Annotated in this window: 27 protein-coding genes; 20 read left to right on the top strand and 7 right to left on the bottom strand. The window is 66.1% G+C overall.

Going from position 1 to position 22,950, the window contains the following annotated elements:
• Positions 1–3: 3 nt before the first annotated feature.
• The gene (gene fdhD / locus EAW56_RS00840; RefSeq protein ID WP_122084690.1) at positions 4–846 is read right to left on the bottom strand and encodes a formate dehydrogenase accessory sulfurtransferase FdhD; all 843 of its coding nucleotides are present in this window, start codon (positions 844–846) and stop codon (positions 4–6) included.
• Entirely contained in the window at positions 833–1,174 is a 342-nt protein-coding gene (locus EAW56_RS00845) for a DUF6457 domain-containing protein (protein ID WP_122084691.1), read from the bottom strand. Before EAW56_RS00845 ends, fdhD begins: the two co-directional genes overlap by 14 nt.
• Before the next feature lie 145 nt (positions 1,175–1,319).
• On the opposite strand from EAW56_RS00845, the gene EAW56_RS00850 reads away from it, so the two are divergent.
• From EAW56_RS00850 to rplO, 7 genes are all read left to right on the top strand, one after another.
• Complete coding sequence (locus tag EAW56_RS00850; RefSeq protein WP_244213300.1) at positions 1,320–2,042, top strand: DUF2786 domain-containing protein; 723 nt, start codon at positions 1,320–1,322, stop codon at positions 2,040–2,042.
• 302 nt (positions 2,043–2,344) lie between these two features.
• A complete protein-coding gene (rpsH, locus tag EAW56_RS00855) occupies positions 2,345–2,743 on the top strand; it encodes a 30S ribosomal protein S8 (protein ID WP_095277910.1) in 399 nt (132 codons plus the stop codon).
• An 18-nt stretch (positions 2,744–2,761) separates the two neighbouring features.
• Entirely contained in the window at positions 2,762–3,298 is a 537-nt protein-coding gene (gene rplF / locus EAW56_RS00860) for a 50S ribosomal protein L6 (protein ID WP_095535298.1), read from the top strand.
• Positions 3,299–3,300: 2 nt separating this feature from the next.
• Positions 3,301–3,705, top strand: coding sequence for a 50S ribosomal protein L18 (rplR, locus tag EAW56_RS00865; RefSeq protein ID WP_095277905.1), 405 nt, complete (start codon positions 3,301–3,303; stop codon positions 3,703–3,705).
• A gap of 40 nt (positions 3,706–3,745) precedes the next feature.
• Positions 3,746–4,381, top strand: a complete 636-nt coding sequence (gene rpsE, locus EAW56_RS00870; RefSeq protein ID WP_095547634.1) for a 30S ribosomal protein S5 — start codon at positions 3,746–3,748, stop codon at positions 4,379–4,381.
• A gap of 5 nt (positions 4,382–4,386) precedes the next feature.
• Entirely contained in the window at positions 4,387–4,572 is a 186-nt protein-coding gene (gene rpmD / locus EAW56_RS00875; protein ID WP_095277900.1) for a 50S ribosomal protein L30, read from the top strand.
• Positions 4,573–4,579: 7 nt separating this feature from the next.
• Positions 4,580–5,029: a 50S ribosomal protein L15 gene (gene rplO, locus EAW56_RS00880; RefSeq protein WP_122084693.1), complete on the top strand. Its 450-nt coding sequence runs from the start codon at positions 4,580–4,582 to the stop codon at positions 5,027–5,029.
• Positions 5,030–5,350: 321 nt separating this feature from the next.
• Here the strand turns inward: rplO and EAW56_RS00885 are convergent, their stop codons facing one another.
• From EAW56_RS00885 to EAW56_RS00895, 3 genes are read right to left on the bottom strand one after another with little or no spacing between them, the layout of a single operon-like run.
• Positions 5,351–6,037: a methionine ABC transporter permease gene (locus EAW56_RS00885; RefSeq protein WP_095547633.1), complete on the bottom strand. Its 687-nt coding sequence runs from the start codon at positions 6,035–6,037 to the stop codon at positions 5,351–5,353.
• A 2-nt stretch (positions 6,038–6,039) separates the two neighbouring features.
• On the bottom strand, positions 6,040–7,086 hold the full coding sequence (locus EAW56_RS00890) for a methionine ABC transporter ATP-binding protein (RefSeq protein ID WP_122084695.1): 1,047 nt from the start codon (positions 7,084–7,086) through the stop codon (positions 6,040–6,042).
• Complete coding sequence (locus EAW56_RS00895) at positions 7,083–7,919, bottom strand: MetQ/NlpA family ABC transporter substrate-binding protein (RefSeq protein ID WP_122084697.1); 837 nt, start codon at positions 7,917–7,919, stop codon at positions 7,083–7,085. The genes EAW56_RS00890 and EAW56_RS00895 overlap by 4 nt, the downstream gene beginning before the upstream one ends.
• A 370-nt stretch (positions 7,920–8,289) precedes the next feature.
• On the opposite strand from EAW56_RS00895, the gene secY reads away from it, so the two are divergent.
• From secY to eccB, 13 genes are all read left to right on the top strand, one after another.
• Positions 8,290–9,618 (top strand): preprotein translocase subunit SecY, encoded by a 1,329-nt coding sequence (gene secY, locus EAW56_RS00900; protein ID WP_095277887.1) that lies wholly within the window; start codon positions 8,290–8,292, stop codon positions 9,616–9,618.
• A complete protein-coding gene (locus EAW56_RS00905; protein WP_095277884.1) occupies positions 9,618–10,169 on the top strand; it encodes an adenylate kinase in 552 nt (183 codons plus the stop codon). Before secY ends, EAW56_RS00905 begins: the two co-directional genes overlap by 1 nt.
• Before the next feature lie 96 nt (positions 10,170–10,265).
• A complete protein-coding gene (gene map / locus EAW56_RS00910; protein WP_122084698.1) occupies positions 10,266–11,057 on the top strand; it encodes a type I methionyl aminopeptidase in 792 nt (263 codons plus the stop codon).
• Positions 11,058–11,116: 59 nt separating this feature from the next.
• Complete coding sequence (locus EAW56_RS00915) at positions 11,117–11,983, top strand: L,D-transpeptidase (protein ID WP_208636471.1); 867 nt, start codon at positions 11,117–11,119, stop codon at positions 11,981–11,983.
• A gap of 183 nt (positions 11,984–12,166) precedes the next feature.
• Positions 12,167–12,385 (top strand): translation initiation factor IF-1, encoded by a 219-nt coding sequence (gene infA / locus EAW56_RS00920; RefSeq protein ID WP_095277878.1) that lies wholly within the window; start codon positions 12,167–12,169, stop codon positions 12,383–12,385.
• A gap of 179 nt (positions 12,386–12,564) precedes the next feature.
• Complete coding sequence (rpsM, locus tag EAW56_RS00925; protein WP_038588440.1) at positions 12,565–12,933, top strand: 30S ribosomal protein S13; 369 nt, start codon at positions 12,565–12,567, stop codon at positions 12,931–12,933.
• A 3-nt stretch (positions 12,934–12,936) separates the two neighbouring features.
• The gene (rpsK, locus tag EAW56_RS00930; protein ID WP_095277876.1) at positions 12,937–13,338 is read left to right on the top strand and encodes a 30S ribosomal protein S11; all 402 of its coding nucleotides are present in this window, start codon (positions 12,937–12,939) and stop codon (positions 13,336–13,338) included.
• Between the two features lie 27 nt (positions 13,339–13,365).
• A complete protein-coding gene (gene rpsD / locus EAW56_RS00935; protein WP_095277872.1) occupies positions 13,366–13,971 on the top strand; it encodes a 30S ribosomal protein S4 in 606 nt (201 codons plus the stop codon).
• Positions 13,972–14,085: 114 nt separating this feature from the next.
• Positions 14,086–15,099 (top strand): DNA-directed RNA polymerase subunit alpha, encoded by a 1,014-nt coding sequence (locus EAW56_RS00940; RefSeq protein ID WP_095277869.1) that lies wholly within the window; start codon positions 14,086–14,088, stop codon positions 15,097–15,099.
• A gap of 66 nt (positions 15,100–15,165) precedes the next feature.
• Positions 15,166–15,642 carry a 50S ribosomal protein L17 gene (gene rplQ / locus EAW56_RS00945; RefSeq protein ID WP_095277866.1) on the top strand — a complete coding sequence of 159 codons (477 nt, stop codon included), beginning with the start codon at positions 15,166–15,168 and terminating at the stop codon, positions 15,640–15,642.
• A gap of 281 nt (positions 15,643–15,923) precedes the next feature.
• Entirely contained in the window at positions 15,924–16,775 is an 852-nt protein-coding gene (gene truA / locus EAW56_RS00950; RefSeq protein ID WP_244213301.1) for a tRNA pseudouridine(38-40) synthase TruA, read from the top strand.
• Positions 16,776–16,825: 50 nt separating this feature from the next.
• A complete protein-coding gene (locus tag EAW56_RS00955; RefSeq protein ID WP_122084700.1) occupies positions 16,826–18,997 on the top strand; it encodes a DUF6541 family protein in 2,172 nt (723 codons plus the stop codon).
• 57 nt (positions 18,998–19,054) lie between these two features.
• Positions 19,055–20,350, top strand: a complete 1,296-nt coding sequence (gene eccB / locus EAW56_RS00960; RefSeq protein ID WP_122084702.1) for a type VII secretion protein EccB — start codon at positions 19,055–19,057, stop codon at positions 20,348–20,350.
• Between the two features lie 77 nt (positions 20,351–20,427).
• Here eccB and EAW56_RS00965 read toward each other — a convergent pair whose 3' ends face one another.
• Positions 20,428–21,621, bottom strand: coding sequence for a S8 family serine peptidase (locus tag EAW56_RS00965; protein WP_244213302.1), 1,194 nt, complete (start codon positions 21,619–21,621; stop codon positions 20,428–20,430).
• Positions 21,622–21,624: 3 nt separating this feature from the next.
• Entirely contained in the window at positions 21,625–22,944 is a 1,320-nt protein-coding gene (gene eccD, locus EAW56_RS00970) for a type VII secretion integral membrane protein EccD (protein WP_167457368.1), read from the bottom strand.
• Positions 22,945–22,950: the final 6 nt, after the last annotated feature.

Consider the following 22,950-nt stretch of genomic DNA (forward strand, 5'->3'; position numbering starts at 1 on the left):
GGATCATACCGATGCGAGGGTGCCGGCGTACAGGTTAAAGTGACGGTCCCTGACAAAGCCTGCGAGCGCCATGTTGGTCTCGCGCGCCAGCTCCACTGCCAGCGACGACGCGGCGGAAACCGCCACCAGCGCGGGGAATCCCGCCATGGCCGCCTTTTGGACGAGCTCGAACGAGGCGCGCGAGCTCATCGCCAGCACCATGTCGTCCGCCGGGAGGCGGCCCTCCAACAGCAGGTGGCCGATGACCTTGTCCGCTGCGTTGTGGCGGCCGATGTCCTCGCGCACGACGATCGGGTTGCCCGCAAGGTCGAACGCGCCCGCGGCGTGGATCCCGCCTGTCTTTCTGAACTGCTTCTGCTCCGCGCGCAGCGCGTCGGGCAGCGTCACCACGAGCTCTGGGTCTAGCTCGATCGGGGTGATGGGCATGTGGACTTTGTGCAGCAGCTCGCTAATAGACTGCGTGCCGCAGACACCGCACGCGCTGGTAGTTGGGGTGAGACGGATGAACTCCGGCGTGACCGGCTTTGCCGTCTCGGCGAGCTCCAAGTCAAGCAGGTTATAGGTGTTCTCGCCGCCAGATCCGACGGCGCCTGCACAGTAGCGGGCCGTGCGCACATCCTGCGGCGCGGTAATCAGGCCTTCCGCGTAGCACCATCCGTGCGCGAGCTCCACGTCGTGGCCCGGGGTGCGCATCGTGGTGGTGAGCGTCTCCCCGCCGGCGCGGATCTCCAACGGCTCCTCGGTGGTGACGGTATCCGCGCGGGTGTTCACCGACACCCGCCCCGCCTGCTCGCCGTCGCCGAGGGTGACCTTGGTGACGGCGAAGCGCTGGTTAATCCTGCTCATCGCCCGCGTGGCTCCCGTCGTTGTTGTCGCTGTTGTCGTTGGTGCCGTAGCGCTCGAGCAGCTGCGTGGTCGCCTCAATGAGTTTGCGGGTCGCCGACTCCGTCGCGTCCGGCGTGGCGTCCGGGCCCAGCTGTCGCCCCGCCGCGAGCCCGACAAGAAACGCCGTGGTGGGCGCCGCCGGGCGCGACGGCCCGTTGTGGGCCACAGCGGCGGTGAGGTCCAGCACGTCGCCCACTAGTGAGCGCACCGCCTCGGGCGCGACGCCGAGTTCTTTCGCCACGGCGGCGAGCCATTCGTGGGTGGTGTGCAGTGCATCGTCCTTCGCCATGAGTTCTCCTTTCGGTGTTGGGCCAGGATAGCGCGTTGCGTCAAATGCGGAGCGCGGTCTGGCCATTCGCGGATCCCCAATCGGGTAGCGGAATCAAACGAAGTGTAGTAAAAATAACCGTACTGAACAAAATACACGAAAGGCAATGGCAATGCAAGATAACACCAAGGTAAAAGAGCGTGTGCAAAAGCTGCTCAACCAGGCTAAAGATCGCGAGGGGACACCCGAAGGGGACTCGTTTTACGCGAAGGCCTTTGACCTGATGGCTGCGTACGGTTTCTCCGAGCGCGACCTGTCGCAGCCGGAAGCGGAAAAGGCCGCGACTTACCGAATCTTTAAGATCGCCGGAACATACACCGATATGCAGGCAAAACTCCTGCTCTGTATCGCGCAGGCGCTGCACTGCGCCGGCTTTTACCAGCGCGTGTACAATTCCACGCGCGTCAACCAGGTCACGGTGTTTGGGCTGGAGAGTCATCTCGAGCGCGTGAGTCTGCTGTACTCCATGCTCCGCGTGGTCATGCTGGACGGCGCCGGCCAGCTCAGGGCCACGAGTCTTGCGGAATCCATCGTGGTCACCCGTCGCTCGTACATGACGGGCTACGCCATCCGTATCGGCCAACGCCTCGCCGAGGCAGAGCATCGCGTCACCGAGTCATCGAGCGAGTATGCACTGGTGCTTATCGACGATGCCGAGCAGGCCCGCAACGCCCAGGCGGAATTCGCGGCCGCACACGGCCTGTACATCCACGCCGACTCATCGAACCGTTCCTTCGACCCCGCTGCGTACGTCCAGGGGCAGCAAGCGGGCGATGCCTCCGACATTGGGCAGACGCGCGTCGCTCCGCGGCCCGCGTTGCCGTTCTGAAGAGAAGGTTGGGTGGCGGGCGAGTGGGCGTCGAAAAGCGATTTGCCCTGGAAGGAGCGCAAGGTATAGGGTTATCGGTCGGACTTGTGTGACGAGCACAAGCCGAAAGACCAACTGTACATCCAACTTTGTTGCAGGCCCCCCGCCAGAATGCGGACCGCGTGCAAGGGAGGCGGCGAGCGCCCCACGTTACTGAGCGTGGGGAGCGTGAAGTAGCCCCCGACAGACCACACGGCAAACGCGACCTTTCAGGGTCAGGTGGGCTTAGGGAACCGCAACGAGAAAGGAACCGGTCACTCACTATGACCATGACTGATCCGATTGCGGACATGCTGTCCCGCGTGCGCAACGCAAACAATGCGCAGCACGACAGCGTGTCCATGCCGTCCTCGAAGCTCAAGGCGAACATCGCCGAGATTCTGAAGCAGGAAGGCTACATCGCTGACTACAAGGTTGAGGACACCAAGGTGGGCAAGGAACTCACCCTGGACCTCAAGTACGGCCCGACCCGCGAGGCTTCCATCGCTGGTCTGCGCCGCGTTTCCAAGCCGGGTCTGCGCGTGTACGCAAAGTCCACCGACCTGCCGCAGGTCCTCGGAGGCCTGGGCGTGGCCATCATCTCCACGTCCCACGGTCTCCTGACCGACCGTCAGGCCCAAGAGAAGGGTGTAGGCGGGGAAGTCCTCGCTTACGTCTGGTAAAGGGAGGTTGAAAAGACTATGTCGCGTGTAGGTAACGCACCCATCGCAATCCCGAACAACGTTGAAACCAAGATCGACGGCCAGACCGTCGAGGTCAAGGGCCCGAAGGGCACCATGACCGTCGAGGTTCCGGCCCCGATCACCGTTGCGGTTGAGGAGAACCAGATTGTGGTGTCCCGCCCGGACGACCACCGCAAGAACCGCTCGCTGCACGGCCTGTCGCGTTCGCTGATCAACAACCTTGTGATCGGCGTGACCGAGGGCTACAAGATCAACATGGAGATCTTCGGCGTCGGCTACCGCGTGCAGCAGAAGGGCAAGGACCTCGAGTTCTCCCTCGGCTACTCGCACCCGATCCTGATTGAGGCGCCCGAAGGCATCACCTTTGCTGTCGACGGCAACACCAAGCTCTCGATCGAAGGTACCGACAAGCAGCAGGTTGGCCAGATTGCGGCGAACATCCGCCGTCTGCGTAAGGATGACCCGTACAAGGGTAAGGGCATCCGCTACGCGGGCGAGCAGGTACGTCGCAAGGTCGGAAAGACGGGTAAGTAATCATGAGCAATACTGCAGAGAACACCAAGCGCACCCCGATTGGCAAGGACATCTCGTCCCGCCGTCGCGAGGCTCGCGCACGTCGCCACAACCGCATCCGCAAGACCCTGCGTGGCACCCCGGAGACCCCGCGTCTCGTCGTGCACCGCTCGTCCCGCCACATCCACGTGCAGGTCATCGACGATCTGGCTGGCCACACTCTCGTGGCCGCTTCCTCCATGGAGCCGGACGTCCGCAACCTGGACGGGGACAAGAAGGACAAGGCAGCCAAGGTCGGCGCACTCGTCGCAGAGCGCGCCAAGGCAGCTGGCATCGAAGAGATCGTCTTCGACCGCGGCGGCTACAAGTACCACGGCCGCGTTGCGGCTCTTGCTGAAGCAGCTCGTGAAGGTGGTCTGAAGTTCTAATGATCACCGCAACCATCACCATCAACGGAAGGATCGCGTAATGGCCGAACGTGAACGGCGTGACGGCGGACGCTCCGCCGACAACCAGAACAACAAAGGCAACAAGAACGAGCGCGGTGGCCGCGGCCGCCGCGACGACCGCCGCAACCAGAACGACGAGCGCGACAAGTACATCGAGCGCGTCATCACCATTAACCGCGTCGCAAAGACCGTTAAGGGTGGCCGCAACATGTCCTTCACCGCACTCGTTGTGGTCGGCGACGGCCAGGGCATGGTCGGCGTCGGCTACGGCAAGGCGAAGGAAGTTCCCGCCGCAATCCAGAAGGGTGCCGAGGAAGCTCGCAAGAACTTCTTCCGCGTCCCGATGATCGGCGGCACCATCCCGCACCCGGTCCAGGGTGAGGAAGCTGCGGGCGTCGTTATGCTTCGCCCGGCTGCTCCCGGTACCGGTGTCATCGCCGGCGGCGCTGTCCGCCCGGTGCTCGAGTGCGCAGGCGTCCAGGACATCCTGGCCAAGTCCCTCGGTTCCGACAACGCCCTGAACGTCGTTCAGGCAACCGTTGCCGGCCTGAAGGAACTGGTGCGCCCCGAAGAGGTCGCCGCGAAGCGTGGCAAGGACGTCGAGGACGTTGCCCCGGCCCGTATGCTGCGCGCACGCGCAGGACAGGAGGCGTAAGCACAATGGCACTGAAGATCACACTGCACCACGGTAAGGTCGGCGAGAAGCCGCAGACCATCCAGAACCTCGAGGCTCTGGGCCTGCGCAAGATCGGCCAGTCCGTGATCAAGAAGGACAACGCCGCTACCCGCGGCCAGGTGCTCAAGGTCCGTCACCTTGTCACCGTTGAAGAAGTTGCAGGGGAGTAGAGAGAACATGGCTGACATCATCAAGCTTCATGATCTGCGCCCGGCAAAGGGTGCAAACAAGGCGAAGCGCCGCGTTGGCCGCGGTGAAGCTGGCAAGGGCGGCAAGACCGCCGGCCGCGGTACCAAGGGCACCAAGGCTCGCTACCAGGTTTCCGCAGCGTTTGAGGGTGGCCAGATGCCGCTGCACATGCGTCTGCCGAAGCTGAAGGGCTTCAAGAACCCGAACCGCGTTGAGTTCCAGGTAGTGAACGTCAACGATCTGGCCAAGGCCTTCCCGAACGGCGGCGCCGTGTCCATCGAGGACATCGTCGCAGCCGGCCTGGTTCGCAAGAACCAGCCCGTGAAGGTTCTGGGCAACGGTGACATCGACGTCAAGCTCGACGTCACCGCCAACAAGTTCTCCAAGTCCGCAGCGGAGAAGATCCAGGCTGCAGGCGGCACCACCACCGAGGCGTAAAGCCTTTGCGGCGGTAGTCCGGAGGACTGCTTGCAAGCGGCCCGCCACCCCTCACTGCAGGGGTGGCGGGCCGCTTTTTGCGTGCCGTTGTGGCTGGGAGTGGGGGCTGGGCGGGGTTCGGGGTGGCGGGGCAGGCCCGCAGATGACGAGAATGAGTAAAATTTCCCGGCGTCGCTAGCATATCCCCAGGTCGCTTGAAGCCACCGCGGACGCGAGCGGGAAATCTGTCACTCGCACCTCGCCGTGCATTCGCACTTTGCCGTCCGCGCATGCAAAAGCCACCGAACCAGAGTGAAGGCTCGGCGGCTGTTGTTTTGGAAGTTACGCCCTCGCGCGGTGCGCGAGACGGTTACCAATGGACTGGATCGCCTGGACCACGACGATCAGGATGATCACGGTGGTGAGCATGGCGACGGAGTCGAACTGCTGGTAGCCGTACGAGATGGCGAGGTCGCCAACGCCACCGCCGCCGATGGTGCCGGCCATGGCGGTCGCGGAGATGAGACCGACGGTCGCCGTCGTTACCGCGAGGATGATCGAGGACTTTGCCTCCGGCAGCAGGAAGTGCCGGATGGTTTGGCCCATCGTGGCGCCCATGGAGTCGGCCGCCTCGGTGATGCCGGGGTTGACCTCCAGGAGCGACTGCTCGATGAGTCGCGCGATGAATGGCGCGATGTACAGGGTCAACGGCACGAGCGCCGCCGTGGTGCCGATCGCGGTGCCGGCAATCACGCGGGTGAAGGGCGAGATCGCCACCAGCAGGATGATGAACGGCAGCGAGCGAACCACGTTGACCAGGACGTTGAGGACGCCGTAGGCAATCGGGTTCGGCTTCAGCCCGCCCGGGCGCGTGATCACCAGGGCGAGCGCCAGTGGGATGCCGATGAGGGCGCCGACGAAGAGCGAGATGCCGACCATGTAGACGGTCTCGCCAAACGAGTCGATGTACATGGATGGGGTCACGCGCGACCCTGTCGTGTCGCGCCACCAGGAGTTCAGCTGATCCATGGTTATGCGTCCTTTCCGCTACGAATGCGATTGACGGAAACTCCCTCGAGCCCTTCCAGCCACGCCACGGCGTCGGCTACGTCCTGCGTGGCACCGCCGCGAAGGCCGAGCACGGTCGCGCCGACGGTCGTGCCGGCGAGGTCGGCGTCCGAGGAGGACAGCAGCTGCGCGTCCAGGCCGAAGCGGTTGATCAGCTCGGTGAACACGCCGGAGGCGGCGCGCCCGGAGTGAATGAGCTGGACCACTTGGTCGAAGGCGCTGGCGTCGATAGTGGCCCGAACGCTCTCGGGGATTTCCCGGGGGATCACGGTCTCGACGAAGCGCTGCGTCAATGCCGCCTGCGGGTCGGCGAAGACCTCCGCGACGGGGCCGGACTCGACCAGCTTGCCGGAATCCAAGACCGCAACGGAGTCCGCAAGCCGGGCGACGACATCCATTTGGTGCGTGATGAGCAGGATGGTCACGCCGAGTTCGGCGTTGATGGCGCGCAGGAGGTCGAGGATCTGGGTGGTGGTCAGCGGGTCGAGGGCGGACGTGGGTTCGTCGCAAAGCAAAATGCTCGGATTGGTCACCAGCGCACGGGCGATGCCGACGCGCTGGCGCTGCCCGCCCGAAAGCTGGCGCGGCTTGTGGTCGGCGCGGTCGGTCAGGCCGACGAGCTCGAGGACCTCGTTGACGCGGCGAGTGATCTCCGCCTTCGGCGTCTTGGACAGCAGCAGGGGAGTGGCGACGTTTTGCGCGACGGTCTTGGTTTCCAGCAGGTTGTAGTTCTGGAAGACCATCGAGACCTCGCGGCGCAGCTCGCGCAGCTCCTTCGGGCTCAGCTCGGACGGCTGGCGGCCGAGCACCGTGACGGTGCCGGAGGTGGGCGACTCAAGGCCGTTGACCGTGCGGATCAGCGTGGATTTGCCCGCACCAGACGTGCCGACGACACCGAAGATCCCGCCCGTGGGGACGGCGAACGTGATGTCGTCGAGCGCGGCGAACGCGCCTCCGGAGGTATCAAAGACCTTGGAGACGTGGTCGAAGGCGACGGCGGGGCCGGTCACTGCAGCGACTCCGGGAGGAACCAGTAGTTGTTCTCGTTGTGCTCGTTCAAGTAGTCCTTGAACTCGTCGGAACGGTAGGCGTCAGCCACGGCCTTCGCCCACGGCTTGTCGGCCTTGTCCTCGGTGGTCACGGCCACGAGGATCAGCTCCGGACGCAGGTTCTCCTGGAAGAGCTGCAGGTTCGGGTCCAGGCCCGCGGAGTAGGACATGGAGCCCGGGATCACGGCCCAGTCCAGGTCGGGCAGGGAGCGCGACAGGTTTGCCGAGTCCATCGGCTGGATGTCCAGGTTGTGCGGGTTCTCAGCGATGTCGGCCTCGGAGACGAGCGTCTCGTCGGCGTCGTCGCGGAGGGTGATCCAGCCGTCGTCGACAAGCACGTGCAGGGCGCGCGACTTGTTCGAGCCGTCCATCGGGACGCCCACGGACTGGCCATCGGCGACCTCGTCGATGCTCTGGTGCTGCTCCGAGTACACGCCAGCGGGCACGGTCGGGACCTCGGTGATGGAGGTGAGATCCGCGCCCTTCTCGTTGTTAAACACGTTCATCCAGCCGGTGTGCTGGTCCACGTTGAGATCCGCGGAGCCCTCGGCCAGCGCCGTGTCGGCCTGGGTGAGGTCGGTGAACGACTGGTAGTCGACGTTGTAGCCCTCCTTCTCCAGGATCGGGCCAACGGCGTCCTCGAACAGCTCCGAGTACGGGCCGGGCGAGGTGGCCACGCGGATGGTCTCCAGGTCACCGTCGGCGGTGGTGTTGTCGCTCGACTCGCCCGAGCAAGCGGTCAGCCCCAGCGTGAGTGCGGCGGCTGTGGTCAGTGCTGCGAATTTCTTCAGCATGACAGTCCTTTCGATCAGGATTAATCTCGACAAATCAGTACCTTAAACCTATCGGTCCAGAAATTCAAGACAGAGTTGTCTATCGGCGGGGCTCGATGCCTATCGACGCCACGCCTCGGCCCCGCAGCCGAATGGGGCGAGCTGTGCCTGGGCTGGAAAGGTGCCAGAAAGGTGCGAATCTCCTTGTGGTGACATTGGAGCAACCCGCTAAGCCTCATGCGAGTCGAGTGTTCGCAAGATGGGCTGCTAGGGTAGTGGGGTCAAATATGTACGGGTGAGCTTTAGTATGCCTTTTGGCAGGTAGGGCGGCTCGTAGTTCATACTGTTCGCAATCTCCTGCTTATTTTTGCAGTGGGAGCCAGGAGGCTTTGTGTCCGCTATTCTTCAGGCGTTTAAAGATCAGGATCTACGCCGCAAGATCCTGATCACGCTCGCCCTTATGATCCTGTACCGCGTCGGTGCCCAGATCCCCACGCCAGGCGTGGATTACGGCCTGATCCACTCTCGCCTGGAGGAGATCTCCCAGGGCGACCAGGCGACGATGTTCTCCATCATCGGTCTCTTCTCCGGCGGCGCGCTCCTGCAGCTGTCCATTTTTGCCATCGGCATCATGCCGTACATTACGGCGTCCATCATCGTGCAGCTGCTCACCGTGGTGATCCCGAAGTTTGAGGAGCTGAAGAAGGAGGGGCAGTCCGGTCAGGCAAAGATGACGCAGTACACGCGCTACCTCACCGTGGCGTTGGCGCTCCTCCAGTCCGCCGGCATCGTCGCGCTGGCTGACCGCGAGCAGCTGCTTGGCCAGGGTATGCCCGTGCTGGTTGAGGACCGCAACGTGTGGACCCTCATCATGATGATCATTGTCATGACGTCGGGCGCCATCATCATCATGTGGCTCGGCGAGATCATCACGGAGAAGGGTGTGGGCAACGGTATGTCCCTGCTCATCTTCGCCGGCATTGCCACCAAGCTCCCGTCCGAGGGTGCGATCATCTTCCAGAACTCCGGCGGAGTTGCGCTCGCGGTGGTTATCGCGGCCATCATCGTGCTCGTCGTGGGCATCATCTTCATCGAGCAGGGCCAGCGCCGCATCCCGGTGCAGTACGCCAAGCGCGTCGTTGGCCGCCGTCAGTACGGCCGCACCGCGACCTACCTGCCGCTGAAGGTAAACCAGGCCGGCGTGATCCCGGTCATCTTCGCCTCCTCGCTGATGTACGTGCCGGTGCTGATTACCCAGATCGTGAACATGAACAAGCCGACCCCGCCGGACAACTGGTGGATGAACCACGTCATGGCGTGGCTGCAGAACCCGGGCTCCTGGCAGTACATCGTGGCTTACTTCATCATGATCATCTTCTTCGCGTACTTCTACGTCTCGGTGCAGTACGACCCGGTCGACCAGGCTGAGAACATGAAGAAGTACGGTGGATTCATTCCGGATATTCGTCCGGGCCGCCCGACCGCGGAGTACCTCGGTTATGTGATGAACCGTCTGCTGGTGGTCGGCTCGCTGTACCTCGCTGTGATTGCGATCCTGCCGAACCTGGCGCTCGACGCCGGCCTGGCTGGCTCCGGCCGCATGGGTATGAGCGCGTTCGGCGGCACGGCTATCCTGATTATGGTGTCCGTGGCCCTGACCACGGTCAAGCAAATTGAATCCCAACTCCTGCAATCCAACTACGAAGGACTTCTGCGATAATGCGTCTCGTACTTCTTGGCCCTCCCGGTGCCGGCAAGGGCACCCAGGCGGCGATCCTCTCCGAAAAGCTGGGGATCCCGCACATTTCCACCGGTGACCTGTTCCGCGCCAACATCGGCGAGGGTACCCCGCTCGGCGTTGAGGCGAAGAGCTACATCGACGCCGGCAAGCTCGTGCCTACCGACGTCACCGCGCGCATGGTCGAGTCCCGCCTCCAGGAGGACGACGCCAAGAATGGCTTCCTCTTGGACGGCTTCCCGCGCACCGTCGAGCAGGCGGAGATCCTCACCGAGCTGCTGGAGAAGGCCGACACGAAGCTGGACGGCGTGCTCAACTTCGTCGTCGACGAGGATGTTGTCGTCGAGCGCATGCTCGCCCGCGGCCGCGCCGACGATAACGAGGAGACGATCCGCACCCGTCTCTCCGTCTACCGTGACGAGACTGCGCCGCTGATCGACCACTACGGCGACCAGATTATTTCTATCGACGCCGTCGGCGACGTTGATGAGATCAACGCCCGCGCGATGGAGCAGCTGCAAAACCTGAAGTAGGGGGGGACAACGAAGAGGGCCGGTGTGCGTGGCGCACCGGCCCTCTTTCTGTGCACAGCACCTACTGCCCCAAGAACTCGAAGAAAGGCCCGACCGATGGGTTTCAGAAGACGCAAGATTCCCGCCAAGACACCAGCGGAACTCGACGCCATGGAGGCCGCCGGCCGGATCGTCGGCGAAGCGCTGACGGAGGTCCGCGCCGCCGCCCGGCCAGGAATGAGCACCCTCGACCTGGACCGGATCGCGGAGTCCGTGATCCGCGACCACGGCGCGACACCCACGTTCCTGGGCTACCAGGGTTTCCCGGGCTCCATCTGCGCCTCGGTGAACGCCGTGGTGGTGCACGGCATCCCGAGCGAGAACGTCGTGCTTGCAGAGGGCGACCTGGTATCCATCGACTGCGGCGCGACGCTCAACGGGTGGGTAGGGGACTCCGCGCTGAGCTTTGGCATCGGTGAGCTGGCGCCAGAGGTGGACGCGCTAAACAAGGCCACCGAGTGGGTCCTGGAGCAGGGCATGAAGGCGATGCGTCCGGGCAATCGCCTCACCGACGTATCGTCCGCGCTCGAGCAGGCGACCTGCACGGCCGAGGATCGCTTCGGAGTGGTGGTGGGCATCCTCGACGGATACGGAGGTCACGGCATCGGCCGCACCATGCACGAGGAACCTTTCCTGGCCAATGAGGGGCGCCCCCACCACGGGCCGGTCATCCAGGAGGGATCCGTCCTGGCAATCGAGCCGATGCTCATTCTCGGCGGTGAATATGACTCCTATGTGCTTGGCGATGGCTGGACGGTCGTCAGCGCCGACGGGTCACCTGCGGCGCACTGGGAGCACACCGTCGCCGCGACCTCCAACGGGCCGCGGGTGCTTACCCCGCGCAAATAACACACCGCTTATGCGTGCCTGACTATCAAAACTTGGCGGAAGTAGTTAAACTGCTGTCTATGTCTTACCAACCCCGCCACGCAAAGCCGTCGGCAACCAAGCGCCGTGCGGCTGCCGTTGCCGCCGCTGCAGGCGTCATTGCTTCCCTGGCCGCCAACCCGATCGCAGCCAACGCGGCCCCGGCCGCACCGGCTCCGCAGCCCGCGCCGAATGCGGGTTCTTCCTTCGCCTCGCTGTCTTCCGAAGCCGGCCTGGACGGCTTCCTGAAGAGCGCGAACATCCAGCTGCAGAACCTGGGCTCCAGCACCGACCAGGCAGTGCGGGACGCAGCTTGGAACCTGCGCACCACCCTGCGCACCCAGGCAGACAGCCTGGCCGCGCTGAACCCGGACCTGCCCGCGCAGGCAAAGGAGTCCATCGACCAGATGGTTGAGGCGCTGTTCCCGGGCCTGATCGAGGAGCGCACCCCGAAGCCGAAGCCGGCTCCGGCACCTGCCCCCGCTCCTGCCCCGGCCCCGGCTCCGGCACCCGCCCCGGCTGAGCAGCCCGCACCGGCACCGGCCCCGGCCTTTGACTACGGCTCCTGCCCGAAGGACGCGAAGGCGTGCGTGGACGTTGACGGCCGCCGCTCCTGGCTGCAGAACAACGGCGAGATGTACTACACGGCCGACCTGGTCGGACCCGGCCGCCCGGGTCAGGAGACCCCGCGCGGTACCTTCTACGTCAACCGCAAGGTGAAGGACGAGATCTCGTACGAGTTCAACAACGCGCCGATGCCGTACGCCACCTACTTCACCAACAACGGCATCGCCTTCCATCAGGGCGATCCGTCGATCCTGTCCGCTGGCTGCGTCCGCATGTACCGCGCTGACGCGCAGCGATACTTCAACGATCTGCAGATCGGCGACAAGGTTTACGTCTACTAGGACAACGTAGCGTCGATAAGCGCTGCACCCCGCTCTCCACTTGATGGAGGCGGGGTTTGTGTTTGTGCAGGTAGTTGGCTAACATAGTCGTTTGGTGTGCAGGCATTCCGTCTGCGCGCCCTGTAGCACACGTGACATACGACTAGTACCTGCGGAAACGCGGGGCTGTAGGAAGTGGATTGAATGGCAAAAGAAGGCGCAATTGAGGTTGAGGGCCGCGTAATCGAGCCCTTGAAGAACGCAACGTTCCGTGTCGAGCTCGACAACGGGCACCAAGTCCTTGCCCACATCAGTGGCAAGATGCGCCAGCACTACATCCGCATCCTTCCTGAGGACCGCGTCGTCGTGGAGCTTTCCCCGTACGACCTGGACAAGGGTCGTATCACCTACCGCTACAAGTAACTACGTAAGCCTCCTTGCCCAGACGCGCGGGTTTGCCCGCGGCGTCGACTACCTCCGGCCACGGTGGCTGGAGCCGCGCGAGTCTCAACCCATCCTCCGGCTCGGTCCGGACAAAGCGTTGTTTGGCGTGGGCGGGTAGGGAGAAAACCACCGTAACAACCCGAAAGGAACGTAGCCACATGGCACGTCTCGCTGGTGTTGATCTCCCGCGCAACAAGCGCATGGAGATCGCGCTCACCTACATTTACGGCATCGGGGCTACCCGTGCCAAGGAACTGCTCGAGAAGACCGGCATTTCTCCTGACCTGCGCACGGACAACCTGAGCGACGATCAGCTCGCAGCCCTGCGCGACGCAATCGAGTCCTCCTACACCGTCGAGGGCGACCTGCGTCGTGAGGTGCAGGCTGACATCCGCCGCAAGATTGAAATCGGCTCCTACCAGGGTCTGCGCCACCGTCGTGGCCTGCCCGTCCGCGGCCAGCGCACCAAGACCAACGCGCGTACCCGCAAGGGCCCGAAGAAGACTATCGCAGGAAAGAAGAAGTAACATATGCCTCCGAAGACTCGTTCCGGCGCGCGCCGCGGTCGTCGCGTCGTAAAGAAGAATGTGGCCGCTGGCCACGCGTACATCAAGTCCACCTTCAACAACACCATCGTGTCCATCACGGACCCGAACGGTGCTGTCATCTCCTGGGCCTCCTCCGGCCACGTCGGGTTCAAGGGCTCCCGTAAGTCCACCCCGTTCGCCGCGCAGATGGCTGCTGAGAACGCCGCCCGCAAGGCGATGGATCACGGCATGAAGAAGGTTGACGTCTTTGTCAAGGGTCCCGGCTCCGGCCGCGAGACCGCTATCCGTTCGCTCCAGGCCGCCGGCCTGGAGGTGTCCTCGATCTCGGACGTGACGCCGCAGCCGTTCAACGGCTGCCGTCCGCCGAAGCGTCGTCGCGTTTAAGGCAGAAAGGAAAAGAGGTAAAACACCATGGCTCGTTATACCGGCCCTGCTACCCGTAAGTCCCGTCGCCTCCGCGTCGACCTCGTCGGCGGTGACATGTCCTTCGAGCGTCGCCCGTACCCCCCGGGGCAGGCTGGCCGCGCTCGCATCAAGGAATCTGAGTACCTGCTCCAGCTGCAGGAGAAGCAGAAGGCTCGCTTCACCTACGGCGTGATGGAGAAGCAGTTCCGTCGCTACTACGAGGAGGCCAACCGCCTCCCGGGTAAGACCGGCGATAACCTGCTGATCCTCCTGGAGTCCCGTCTGGACAACGTCGTCTACCGCGCAGGTCTGGCTCGCACCCGCCGCCAGGCCCGTCAGCTGGTTTCCCACGGTCACTTCACCGTGAACGGCAAGCGCGTCGACGTCCCGTCCTACAAGGTCACCCAGTACGACATCATCGATGTCCGCGACAAGTCCCGCAACATGCTCTGGTTCGAGGACGCGCAGGATAACCTGCTCGACTCCGTCGTTCCGGCTTGGCTGCAGGTCGTTCCGGACACCCTGCGCATCCTCGTGCACCAGCTGCCCGAGCGCGCTCAGATTGAGGTGCCCCTGCAGGAGCAGCTCATCGTCGAGCTTTACTCGAAGTAACCCAGGTTGCTTCGCCCCGCGCTCATTGCTTATCGACGCTTCCGTGCGCGGAATCTTCCAAACACATCCGTTCCTACCGGCTTCAAATAGCGGGAGCCGATAAAGGAGAAGTTCATGCTCATCTCTCACCGTCCGCAGTTGACCGAGGAGTACATCGACACCAACCGCTCGAAGTTCGTCATCGAGCCGCTCGAGCCTGGTTTCGGCTACACCCTCGGTAACTCCCTGCGCCGCACGCTGCTGTCGTCCATTCCGGGCGCGGCCGTGACCTCCATCAAGATCGATGGTGTGCTCCACGAGTTCACCACCATCGCTGGTGTGAAGGAGAACGTTTCCGAGATCATCCTCAACATCAAGGACCTGGTGCTGTCCTCCGACTCCGACGAGCCGGTTGTTATGTACCTGTCCGTCGAGGGCCCGGGCAACGTCACCGCGGGCGACATCGAGCCGCCGGCTGGCGTGGAGATCCACAACCCGGATCTGCACATCGCATCGCTGAGCGAGCAGGCTCGTCTGGAGATGGAGCTTGTTGTCGAGCGCGGCCGCGGCTACGTCCCGGCCATGCCCAACGCGGGCGGGGAGCCCGGCCGTATCCCGGTCGACCAGATCTACTCCCCGGTCACCCGCGTCGCCTACAAGGTTGAGGCGACCCGTGTTGAGCAGCGCACCGACTTTGACAAGCTGATCATCGACGTGGAGACCAAGAACTCCATGGCAGCGCGCGACGCCCTGGCTTCCGCAGGCTCCACCCTGGTGGAACTGTTCGGCCTGGCCCGCGAGCTGAACACGGCGTCCGAGGGCATTGAGATCGGCCCCTCCCCGCAGGAGACCGAGTTCATTGCCGCGTACAACACGCCGATCGAGGACCTGAACTTCACCGTGCGTTCCTACAACTGCCTGAAGCGCCAGGAGATCCACACCGTCGGTCAGCTCGCAGAGTGCACCGAGTCCGAGCTGCTGGACATCCGGAACTTCGGCCAGAAGTCCATCAACGAGGTCAAGATCAAGCTCGCTTCGCAGGGCCTGACCTTGAAGGATGCTCCGGAAGATTTCGACCCGACGCAGATCGAGGGCTACGATGCCGAGACCGGCGACTTCGTCGATCCCAGCGGGGATGAGACCGAGTAACACTCGCGTAAAGCCGAGTAACACGTAAGAGCACGCGCTCAACTAACGCACACGAGGAGTACGAAAATGCCTACCCCTAAGAAGGGTGCCCGTCTCGGAGGGTCCGCCAGCCACCAGAAGCACATTCTGTCCAACCTGGCTATCTCCCTCTTCCAGCACGGCGCAATCAAGACCACCGACGCGAAGGCACGCATGCTGCGTCCCTACGCCGAGAAGCTGATCACCAAGGCAAAGAAGGGCACCGTGGCAGACCGCCGCGCAGTCGCCGCTGAACTGCCGAACAAGGAGATCGTTGCTTACCTGTTCAACCAGCTCGCGCCCCTGTTTGAGGGCCGCGAGGGCGGCTACACCCGCTCCATCAAGCTGGAGAACCGCGCGGGCGACAACGCCCCGATGACACAGATCTCGCTCGTCCTCGAGCAGACCGCGTCCACGGAGGCTGAGCGCACCGCACGCGCTGCCGCTTCCAAGCAGGCAGACGCCGAGGCAGCCGAGTCCGCTGAGGCTCCGGCAGCCGAAGAGGCTGAGTCCGAGGAGAAGTAGGACTAGCCACGGCTAGCTCCCGCGCCTCCGGGCCCGCGGCGGCCCCTCCCGATTCGTTCGGGAGGGGCCGTTTTGCGCGTTCCGGGCCCGTTTCGCGCGGTGTGTTCGCGGTGTGTTTCGGTAGATACCGATAGTAAGAACCCGATAAGGCCGTTTTGGGGCGTCTCTTCGGGGTCTTAGTATCGGTATCTGCGGTGGCGGGGCTGGTGATGGGCCGGCGGCGGGGCCGGCGGCGGGCACGCCGCGCGGCCGCGCCCGCGCTGTTTGCTAGCCTTATGCGAATGAACGACGCAGCGCAGCACGACCCGGACCTGATGCGGGTGCGGCTGGACATCGCGTACGACGGCACACAGTTTCACGGTTGGGCTCGGCAAACGTCGGGCGTGCGCACCGTGCAGGCCACCATTGAGGACGCGTTGTCGCTGGTTCTGCGCACGCCGATCACGCTCACCGTCGCTGGCCGCACCGACGCCGGCGTCCACGCCACCGGCCAGGTCGCGCACGCCGACATCCCGCGTGCCTCGCTCGAGCAGCGCTCGCTCGGCGGCGACCCGACGCGCCTGGTGCGCCGCCTGGCCAAGCTCCTTCCGGAGGACGTGCGCGTCTTCGGGGTCCGCGAGGTCAACTCGCTTTTCGACGCCCGCTTCGCCGCCCTTTCTCGCTCCTACACCTACAAGGTGACCACCAACCCGGCGGGTGCGGTGCCGACCCGGCGCACCGACATCGCCGTGTGGCCGAAGCCAGTGGACCTCGCGCGCGTGCAGGAGGCGGCGTCGCAGCTGGTGGGGCTGCACGACTACGCGGCATTTTGCAAGCCGAAGGAGCACGCGACGACGATTCGGCAGGTGCAGGAGTTTGGGTGGGCGGAGACGTCGGCAAGCGTGCTCGAGGCGCGCATCACCGCGGACGCCTTTTGCTGGAACATGGTGCGCGCGCTGGTGGCAGCGTGCCTGACGGTGGGGGAGGGGCGTCGTGAAGCGGAGTGGGTCACGGGGCTGCTCGGGGAGCGCGCGCGGAACCCGGAGGTTCCGCTGGCGCCGGCGCGCGGGCTGACGCTGACGCGGGTGGACTATCCGCACGAGAGCGCGTTTGCGGAAAGAATCGCGACGACGCGCGACCGGCGCACACTGTAGCGAACCCAAAGGCCTAGAATGCTAGCGAAGTATCAGAGCGAGGAGGAACGATGACACCAGTTGCGGCCGCGTGGTTTGCCGTCCCGTTCTTCCTGCTGCCCGGGTTCCTGTTCAACCTCATCGCGGGCGCGAAGGGGCCGCGCGCGCTGGCTGCGGCGCTGCCGGTGAGTTTTGGCATCTTCGGCATGAGCGCCTGGGTGTGGGGGCTGACCTCGGCGCCGCTGGACCTGTGGACGCTCGGCGTGAGCCTGGTTGTCGCGTTCGCGACGGCGGCGGTGTGGCGGTACGCGTTTGCTCGCAAGGCGCGGCGCGGCGGTGCCGTGACGTGGCGGCGCGCGCTTTTCCCGGGGGACTGGCGCAAGGGCACCTTGCTGGACCTGTACTGGCTGCTGCCCACCGCGGGCGTGGTGGTTGGCGCGTGGCTGCTCATCAGCGAGCGCCTCGGCTGGCTCGTGCGCTCGCCGCACGGCGTGTACAACATCGTCCAGGGGTGGGACGTGCAGTGGCACGCCAACCTCGTGCGCTTCATCATGGATGAGGGGATTGCCTCGCCAACCAGGCTGGGCGAGCTGCAGAACGTGGAGACGCACGCGCAGCTGCTCTACCCGTCGGCGTTCCACACCGGCATCGCGATGTTTGGCAAGGTGGCCGGGCTGGACCCGATCCCTACGCTGAACATCGGCATGATTGTGCTGACGGGGCTGGCGCTACCGGCGACGGCGGCGTGCATGGCCTTTGCGTTCCTGCGTTCGCGCGGGCTGACCGCGCAGATTGCGGGCGGGCTCGCGGCGATCCTTGTGACCGTCGCCCCGCAGCTCATCTGGGTCGGCGACTACGTGGGCATGTGGCCGTACCTGTTCGCCATGTCGCTGACCGGCATGGTCATCTGGCAGTTCGTGCGGGTCCCCGCCGAGCGCATCACGGCGCTGCCCGCGCTGGTGGGGCTGCTTGGCGTGCTCACCGCCCACCCGGCGGCGGTGACCGTGGTGGTCATCGGCGTGGGCCTGTACTGGCTGACCTCCACGCTGGTCGCGCCCGAGCGCGGCCGAATCAGCGATACGTTGTGGCTGGCGGCCCCGGGCATCATCGGCGCGGTGCTGTACCTGCCGCAGGTGTTCGCCGGCTCGGCACAGGCCGAGGAGGTGTCGGGCTGGAAGCCCGTGGAGAGCGAGGACCTGGACAGCGGGTGGGCGGCCGCGTTCACGATGGGCACCCGCCACGTGCACCAGCTGTTCCCGGGCTTCGACCCGACCGTGCTGCTGTGGCTGGCGGGGCTGGGCGCGGTGGCGCTGGTGGTGTGGCGCCGCCAAGTGTGGGCCCCGCTGTTCTACGCCATCTGGCTTGCCATCGCGGCGAACGCGCTCGCACCGGTGGGCGGCCCGCTTTCCGGGCTGCTCACGCTGGTGGGCAACCTGCACTACAACACGGCGCACCGCTTGATCTTCCCGGTGGCGCTGTCGGTGGCGGTCGGCGCGGCGATCGGGGTCGCGGTGATGATCCGCCTGTTCACGCTCGCGCCGGTGGCCGCGCGGCTGGGCTCCCGGGGGTGGGAGAAGGGGAGCGGGGTGGCGTCGATAGGCATTGCCCTGGTGCTTGCCCTGATTGGCACGCCGATGGTGCAGGCCGGCGCTGTGGACGGCGAGCGGCGCGCGTTTGACGGCGGGCGCAATGATGACCGCATGGTTGATGATGATGACCTCGCCGCCTGGGATTGGCTGGCCACCCAGCCCGCGGCGTGGAACGGCACGATCATGGGCGATCCGGCCGACGGCCACTCGTGGGCCTACGCGTACAACGGGCTGCCCACGCTGTCGCGCCACTACCTGTGGCCGACCGGCGGGCTGGGCTCCAACATGGACATCACCTACTGGGCCGCCCGCGAGATCGGCGAGGGCCTGCGCGGCGACCCGACCGCGAAGAACATCGTGGACGAGGGCGCGGAGGCGCTGAACATCAAGTTCTACATGCTCAGCCCGGGCGCGTTCTGGCCGATCCAGCTGGAGCGCCTGCAGATGCAGCGCGGCTTCTGGACCTCGCGTGGCCTCACGCCCGTCTATCGCAAGGGCGATGTGGTGATCTTTGCCGTCAACGAGCAGTTCTCCCGCGCTGAGCTCGAGGGCATGATTAACGACGCCCACGAGCACGGCTCCGACACGCTCTACCAGCTCGAGCCCGCGAACGGCGGGGCGGGTTACGCTGCGGGGGCAGCGCCTTTGCAGTAGCCTGAAGCGGTCCGGTTCGGGGGAGCCGGGTTCAGACCGCTTGAGGGGGATGCACACATGGCGCGCTTGCTGCCAACGACAAAGACGCAGGTGTCCGGGCACCGGTTCCTGCGGCGCAGAGTAGAACACGGCCTGATTCTCGGCGACATCCGCATGATCCACGACCCGCTGTCCTCGCGCCGCCGCGCGATGATCTTCGGCCTGGTGGCGGTGCTGATGATCTCGGGCGTGATGGGGCTGTTTGCGTGGATGCGTCCGAACCCGGACCCGGGCGAGGCGGCGGTGATCCGCGCTGCGGACGGCAGCCTGTTTGCGCGCGTGGACGACACCGTGCACCCAGTGACCAACCTGACCTCTGCCCGCCTGATCGTGGGCGGGCCCGAGGAACCGGTGCGCGCGGGCGACGAGCACCTGGCTGCGCTTGCCCGGGGCGTGCCGGTGGGGATCGGGGTCGCGCCGTCCGTGTTCGCCCCAGAGGACGCCGAGGACACGCACTGGTCGGCGTGCACCGCGCCCGGCGACGCCGTCGTGGTGCGCGCCGTGCCCGCGCAGGCGCCCCTGCTTGCCGAGGACACCGCGCTCCTCGCCGAAGTCGACGGCCGCGAATGGCTGGTCACCCGCGACGGCCGCACGCAGTTGCCGCCGCCGGCCACGCCGGAAGGCCGCGTGATTCGCCGCGGGCTCGGCATCGACGCCACCACCCCGCGCTGGCGCCCGCCCGCCCCGGTCCTCGGCGCGCTCCGCGAGCACCCGCCGTTCGCCCTACCCAACCCACTGCCGCGCGTGATCCGCACCGGCACTAGCGACTGGGCGGAAACCTCCCGGGGCGTGCAGGAAATCACCAGCGCCCAGGCGCAAATGCTTATCGACGCCGGCGCCATCCCCTCCGAACTCACACCCCAAGCAGTCGCCGACCGGCCCGACGCCGAGCCCCCGGTGGACATCCGCCTGCCAGCCAGACTCGTCCGCTTCCTCGACCCGGCGGGCGCGGTTGCCGGAGCAGATGCGGCTGATGGCTCTGATGCCGCTGATGGAGCGCTTGCGACCTGCGCCACCGAAGGTGGCGGGGCCGCTCACCTGCCTGCGAGCGAAGCACTCGAGGGGAGTGTGTTGCTGTCCGGTGAGGGCCCCGCCACCCGCTTCGCGGGCCTCCCGAGTGGTGCGGTGGCCGTGGACACTGGGCACGGCTACCACGTCGTGGACCAAACCGGGCTGCGCTACGAGGCGCCCGACGCGGGCACGCTGGAGACCGTGGGCGCTGCGCGGACCGAGCAGGTGCCGTGGTCGATCGTGCAGCTGCTGCCGGCGGGCGAGCGGCTTACTCGCGAGGCCGCGCTGACAGCGACCTACTAGCAAGCAGCTTCTTACTCTGCGGTGGCAGAGTGGATTCGGCCTAAAACCAGCACCCCGGCCCGCCTCAGCCCGACCAGCTAGTTACGCTGCCGCCGCATCCCACGAAGCCCACGCAGCCGCGCCACCCCAACCAGCGCGATGAGCAGTAGGGAAGCGGCGAGGAGGACTTGGCCCAGCCGGCCGACGGACGGTGAGGTGTGTTCGGTGGCGGGGGTGAGGGTGAGTGGTGGGGCGTCGAGAAGCGATTGAGTCTCGAGCTGGGTCACGGCGGCGTATGGGTCGAGTGCGCCGCCACTGGGCTGGGATGCGGCGTAGAGGTGTGCGCGCAGCTCGGCGGGGCCCAGGTGCGGGTGGCGCTGCTTGAGCAGGGCCGCGGCACCGGTGACGGCGGGAGCGGCGAAGCTGGTGCCCGCGTAGGGGGCGGGGCCGTTGCTGCCCACGGTGCCGGTGGCAAAGCCGGTGCCATCGGAGGACAGCGCCAGCGGGACCGTGCCCGCCGCGGAGAGCGCGGGGCCCGGGATGCGGATGGAGTATCCCGCCAGGTCGTGGGCGGTGTCGCGCGCGCTGACGGCGAGCACGGTGGGCGAGTGCGCGGGGTAGACGGCGAAGCCCTGCTTGCACTCGCCGGATTCGTTGCCGGCGGCGGCGACAACGAGCACACCTTCGGCTTCGGCGCGGGCGAGTGCGGCGTCGAGCGGGCCGGTGTCGATGCGCGCCGCGAGCTCCGGCGGTTGGCAAGATACGACAGAGGCGTTGATGATGTGGGCGCCTTCGTCGATGGCGTTGTGGATGGCGCTGGCTAGCGTAGCGAGCGATCCCGCGGTGGGGTCCTCGCCCTCCTGCGCGTGGTCGCGGTAGTGCGCGGAGGTCTGCCGGATGGAGATGAGCTCGGCGTCGGGCGCCACACCCAGCTCCGTTCCGGCGATGATGCCGGCGACGACGGTGCCGTGCGAGTCGCAGTCGCGAAGCGGGTCGGGGTCGTCTTGGTCCACAAAGTCGCGGCCCGGCCGCAGCTGGTCCAGCTGCGGGTGTGGGTGCACGCCGGTGTCGATGACGGCTACGCGCACCCCGCGCCCGGTGGCAAATGCGTGTGCTTTGGCCAGCGGATCGGTCGCATCGAGCCGCGCGCGTTCGTCCGCGGTGCGCGCGGGAGGCGGGGGTGCGTGGACGGGAACCGTGCAGTCATAGTCCTGGGCGTGTGCAGGCGGGACAAACGTCACCGGGGTGGCGACACAGAGCGCGACCCCCGCGGCCCAACTGATGCGGCGCATCGGTCACAGCCCCCGAATCATGGAAAACGCGCCGGTCAGGTGCACGGCCAGCGGGATCGCCGCGATGATGGCCGCGGTTTCGGCACGCTCGAACCACACGACGGTGGTCGGCTCGAGCTCGGGCACGCGCGGGATCCACAGGCTCGCCGTCGCTGCCACCAGTGCCAACAACACGGCGAGCGCGATGCACACCGGGTGCGGGTGGGCACTGCGTGCGACGGCGACGGCGCAGGCCAACACCGCCCCGAGCGCCGCGGCGGTGAGCGCGGTCCGCGGCACCGGGTAGTGATTGCGCCCCGCGTAGATGGCCAGCGCGCCCGCGGTGCACACCGCGAAGGCGAACGGCCAGGCCCCGCCGTCCCACACGGTCGCGAGTATCGACGGCACCAGGCAGGCCGCCACCGCGCAGGAGATCGCGGCAACGATGGTCACAGCACGGGCACTTCGCTTATCGACGTCCACCTGGTACCCGTCCGCGGTGGTAAACGCTTCGCCGGCGGTGGGCACGCGCGGCACCTTCAGCCCGGCGGCGCGGGTGGCGATGGCGGGCGTGGAAAGCACTGCGATGAGGCAGGCGAGGACGGCGAGCGCCGCGGGCGCGTGGCGCGCGGGCAACCACGCGCCGCACGCCCCCGCGCTGAGCAGCACGGCCAGCGCGGCGGTGAGCGTCGCCGGGAAGGTGGCGGCCAGCCCGGTGACGGCGCCGCCGATGAGCAGCACGCACGCGGTGGCGGCACCGGCAAGCACCCCCAGCGCCGGGTCGGCACCACCGCCCCACTGCGCGGGCTCGCCCGCCACCCAGAGGGCGACGGCGGTTCCGGCCAGCGCGGGTAGCGGTGCGAACAGAGACTGCGAACCGGTGCCCATGGCGAGAGCGAACAGGGCGAGCACGCCCAGTCCGAGCGCGACTGGGGTGGACACGAACATGCCGGCCACCACGGCGAGTCCGGCGCAGCCGGCGAAGGAGGCGAACACGCTCAGCCCGCGCGTATCCCGGGCACCGGCGGCGGCCACGTCGAGGGACTCCGCGGCGTCGCGCACCATGGGCGGTTCGGTGACCTCTTGGGGTCGGAGGACGGCGACGCTGCCGTCGCGAAGCTTCAGCTTGTGCAGCGGCGTCACCATGTCCAGGGGCTCGCCGCCGACGGTGGTGGCCTCCCACGGGCGATGGATGCGCGGCAGCTCCACATACGTGGCGAGTTCCGGGAGGATCTCCGCGAAGGTGGACGAGGTGGGAAGCGTCAGGTCGATGTCGCGGTGGAACGAGACGGCGCTGACGCGGACGGTCATGCGCACGATGTGGTGCGCGGACGTGGCTACCAAGGTATA

It is taken from the genome of Corynebacterium gottingense, assembly GCF_003693265.1.
GTDB classification, from domain to species: domain Bacteria; phylum Actinomycetota; class Actinomycetes; order Mycobacteriales; family Mycobacteriaceae; genus Corynebacterium; species Corynebacterium gottingense.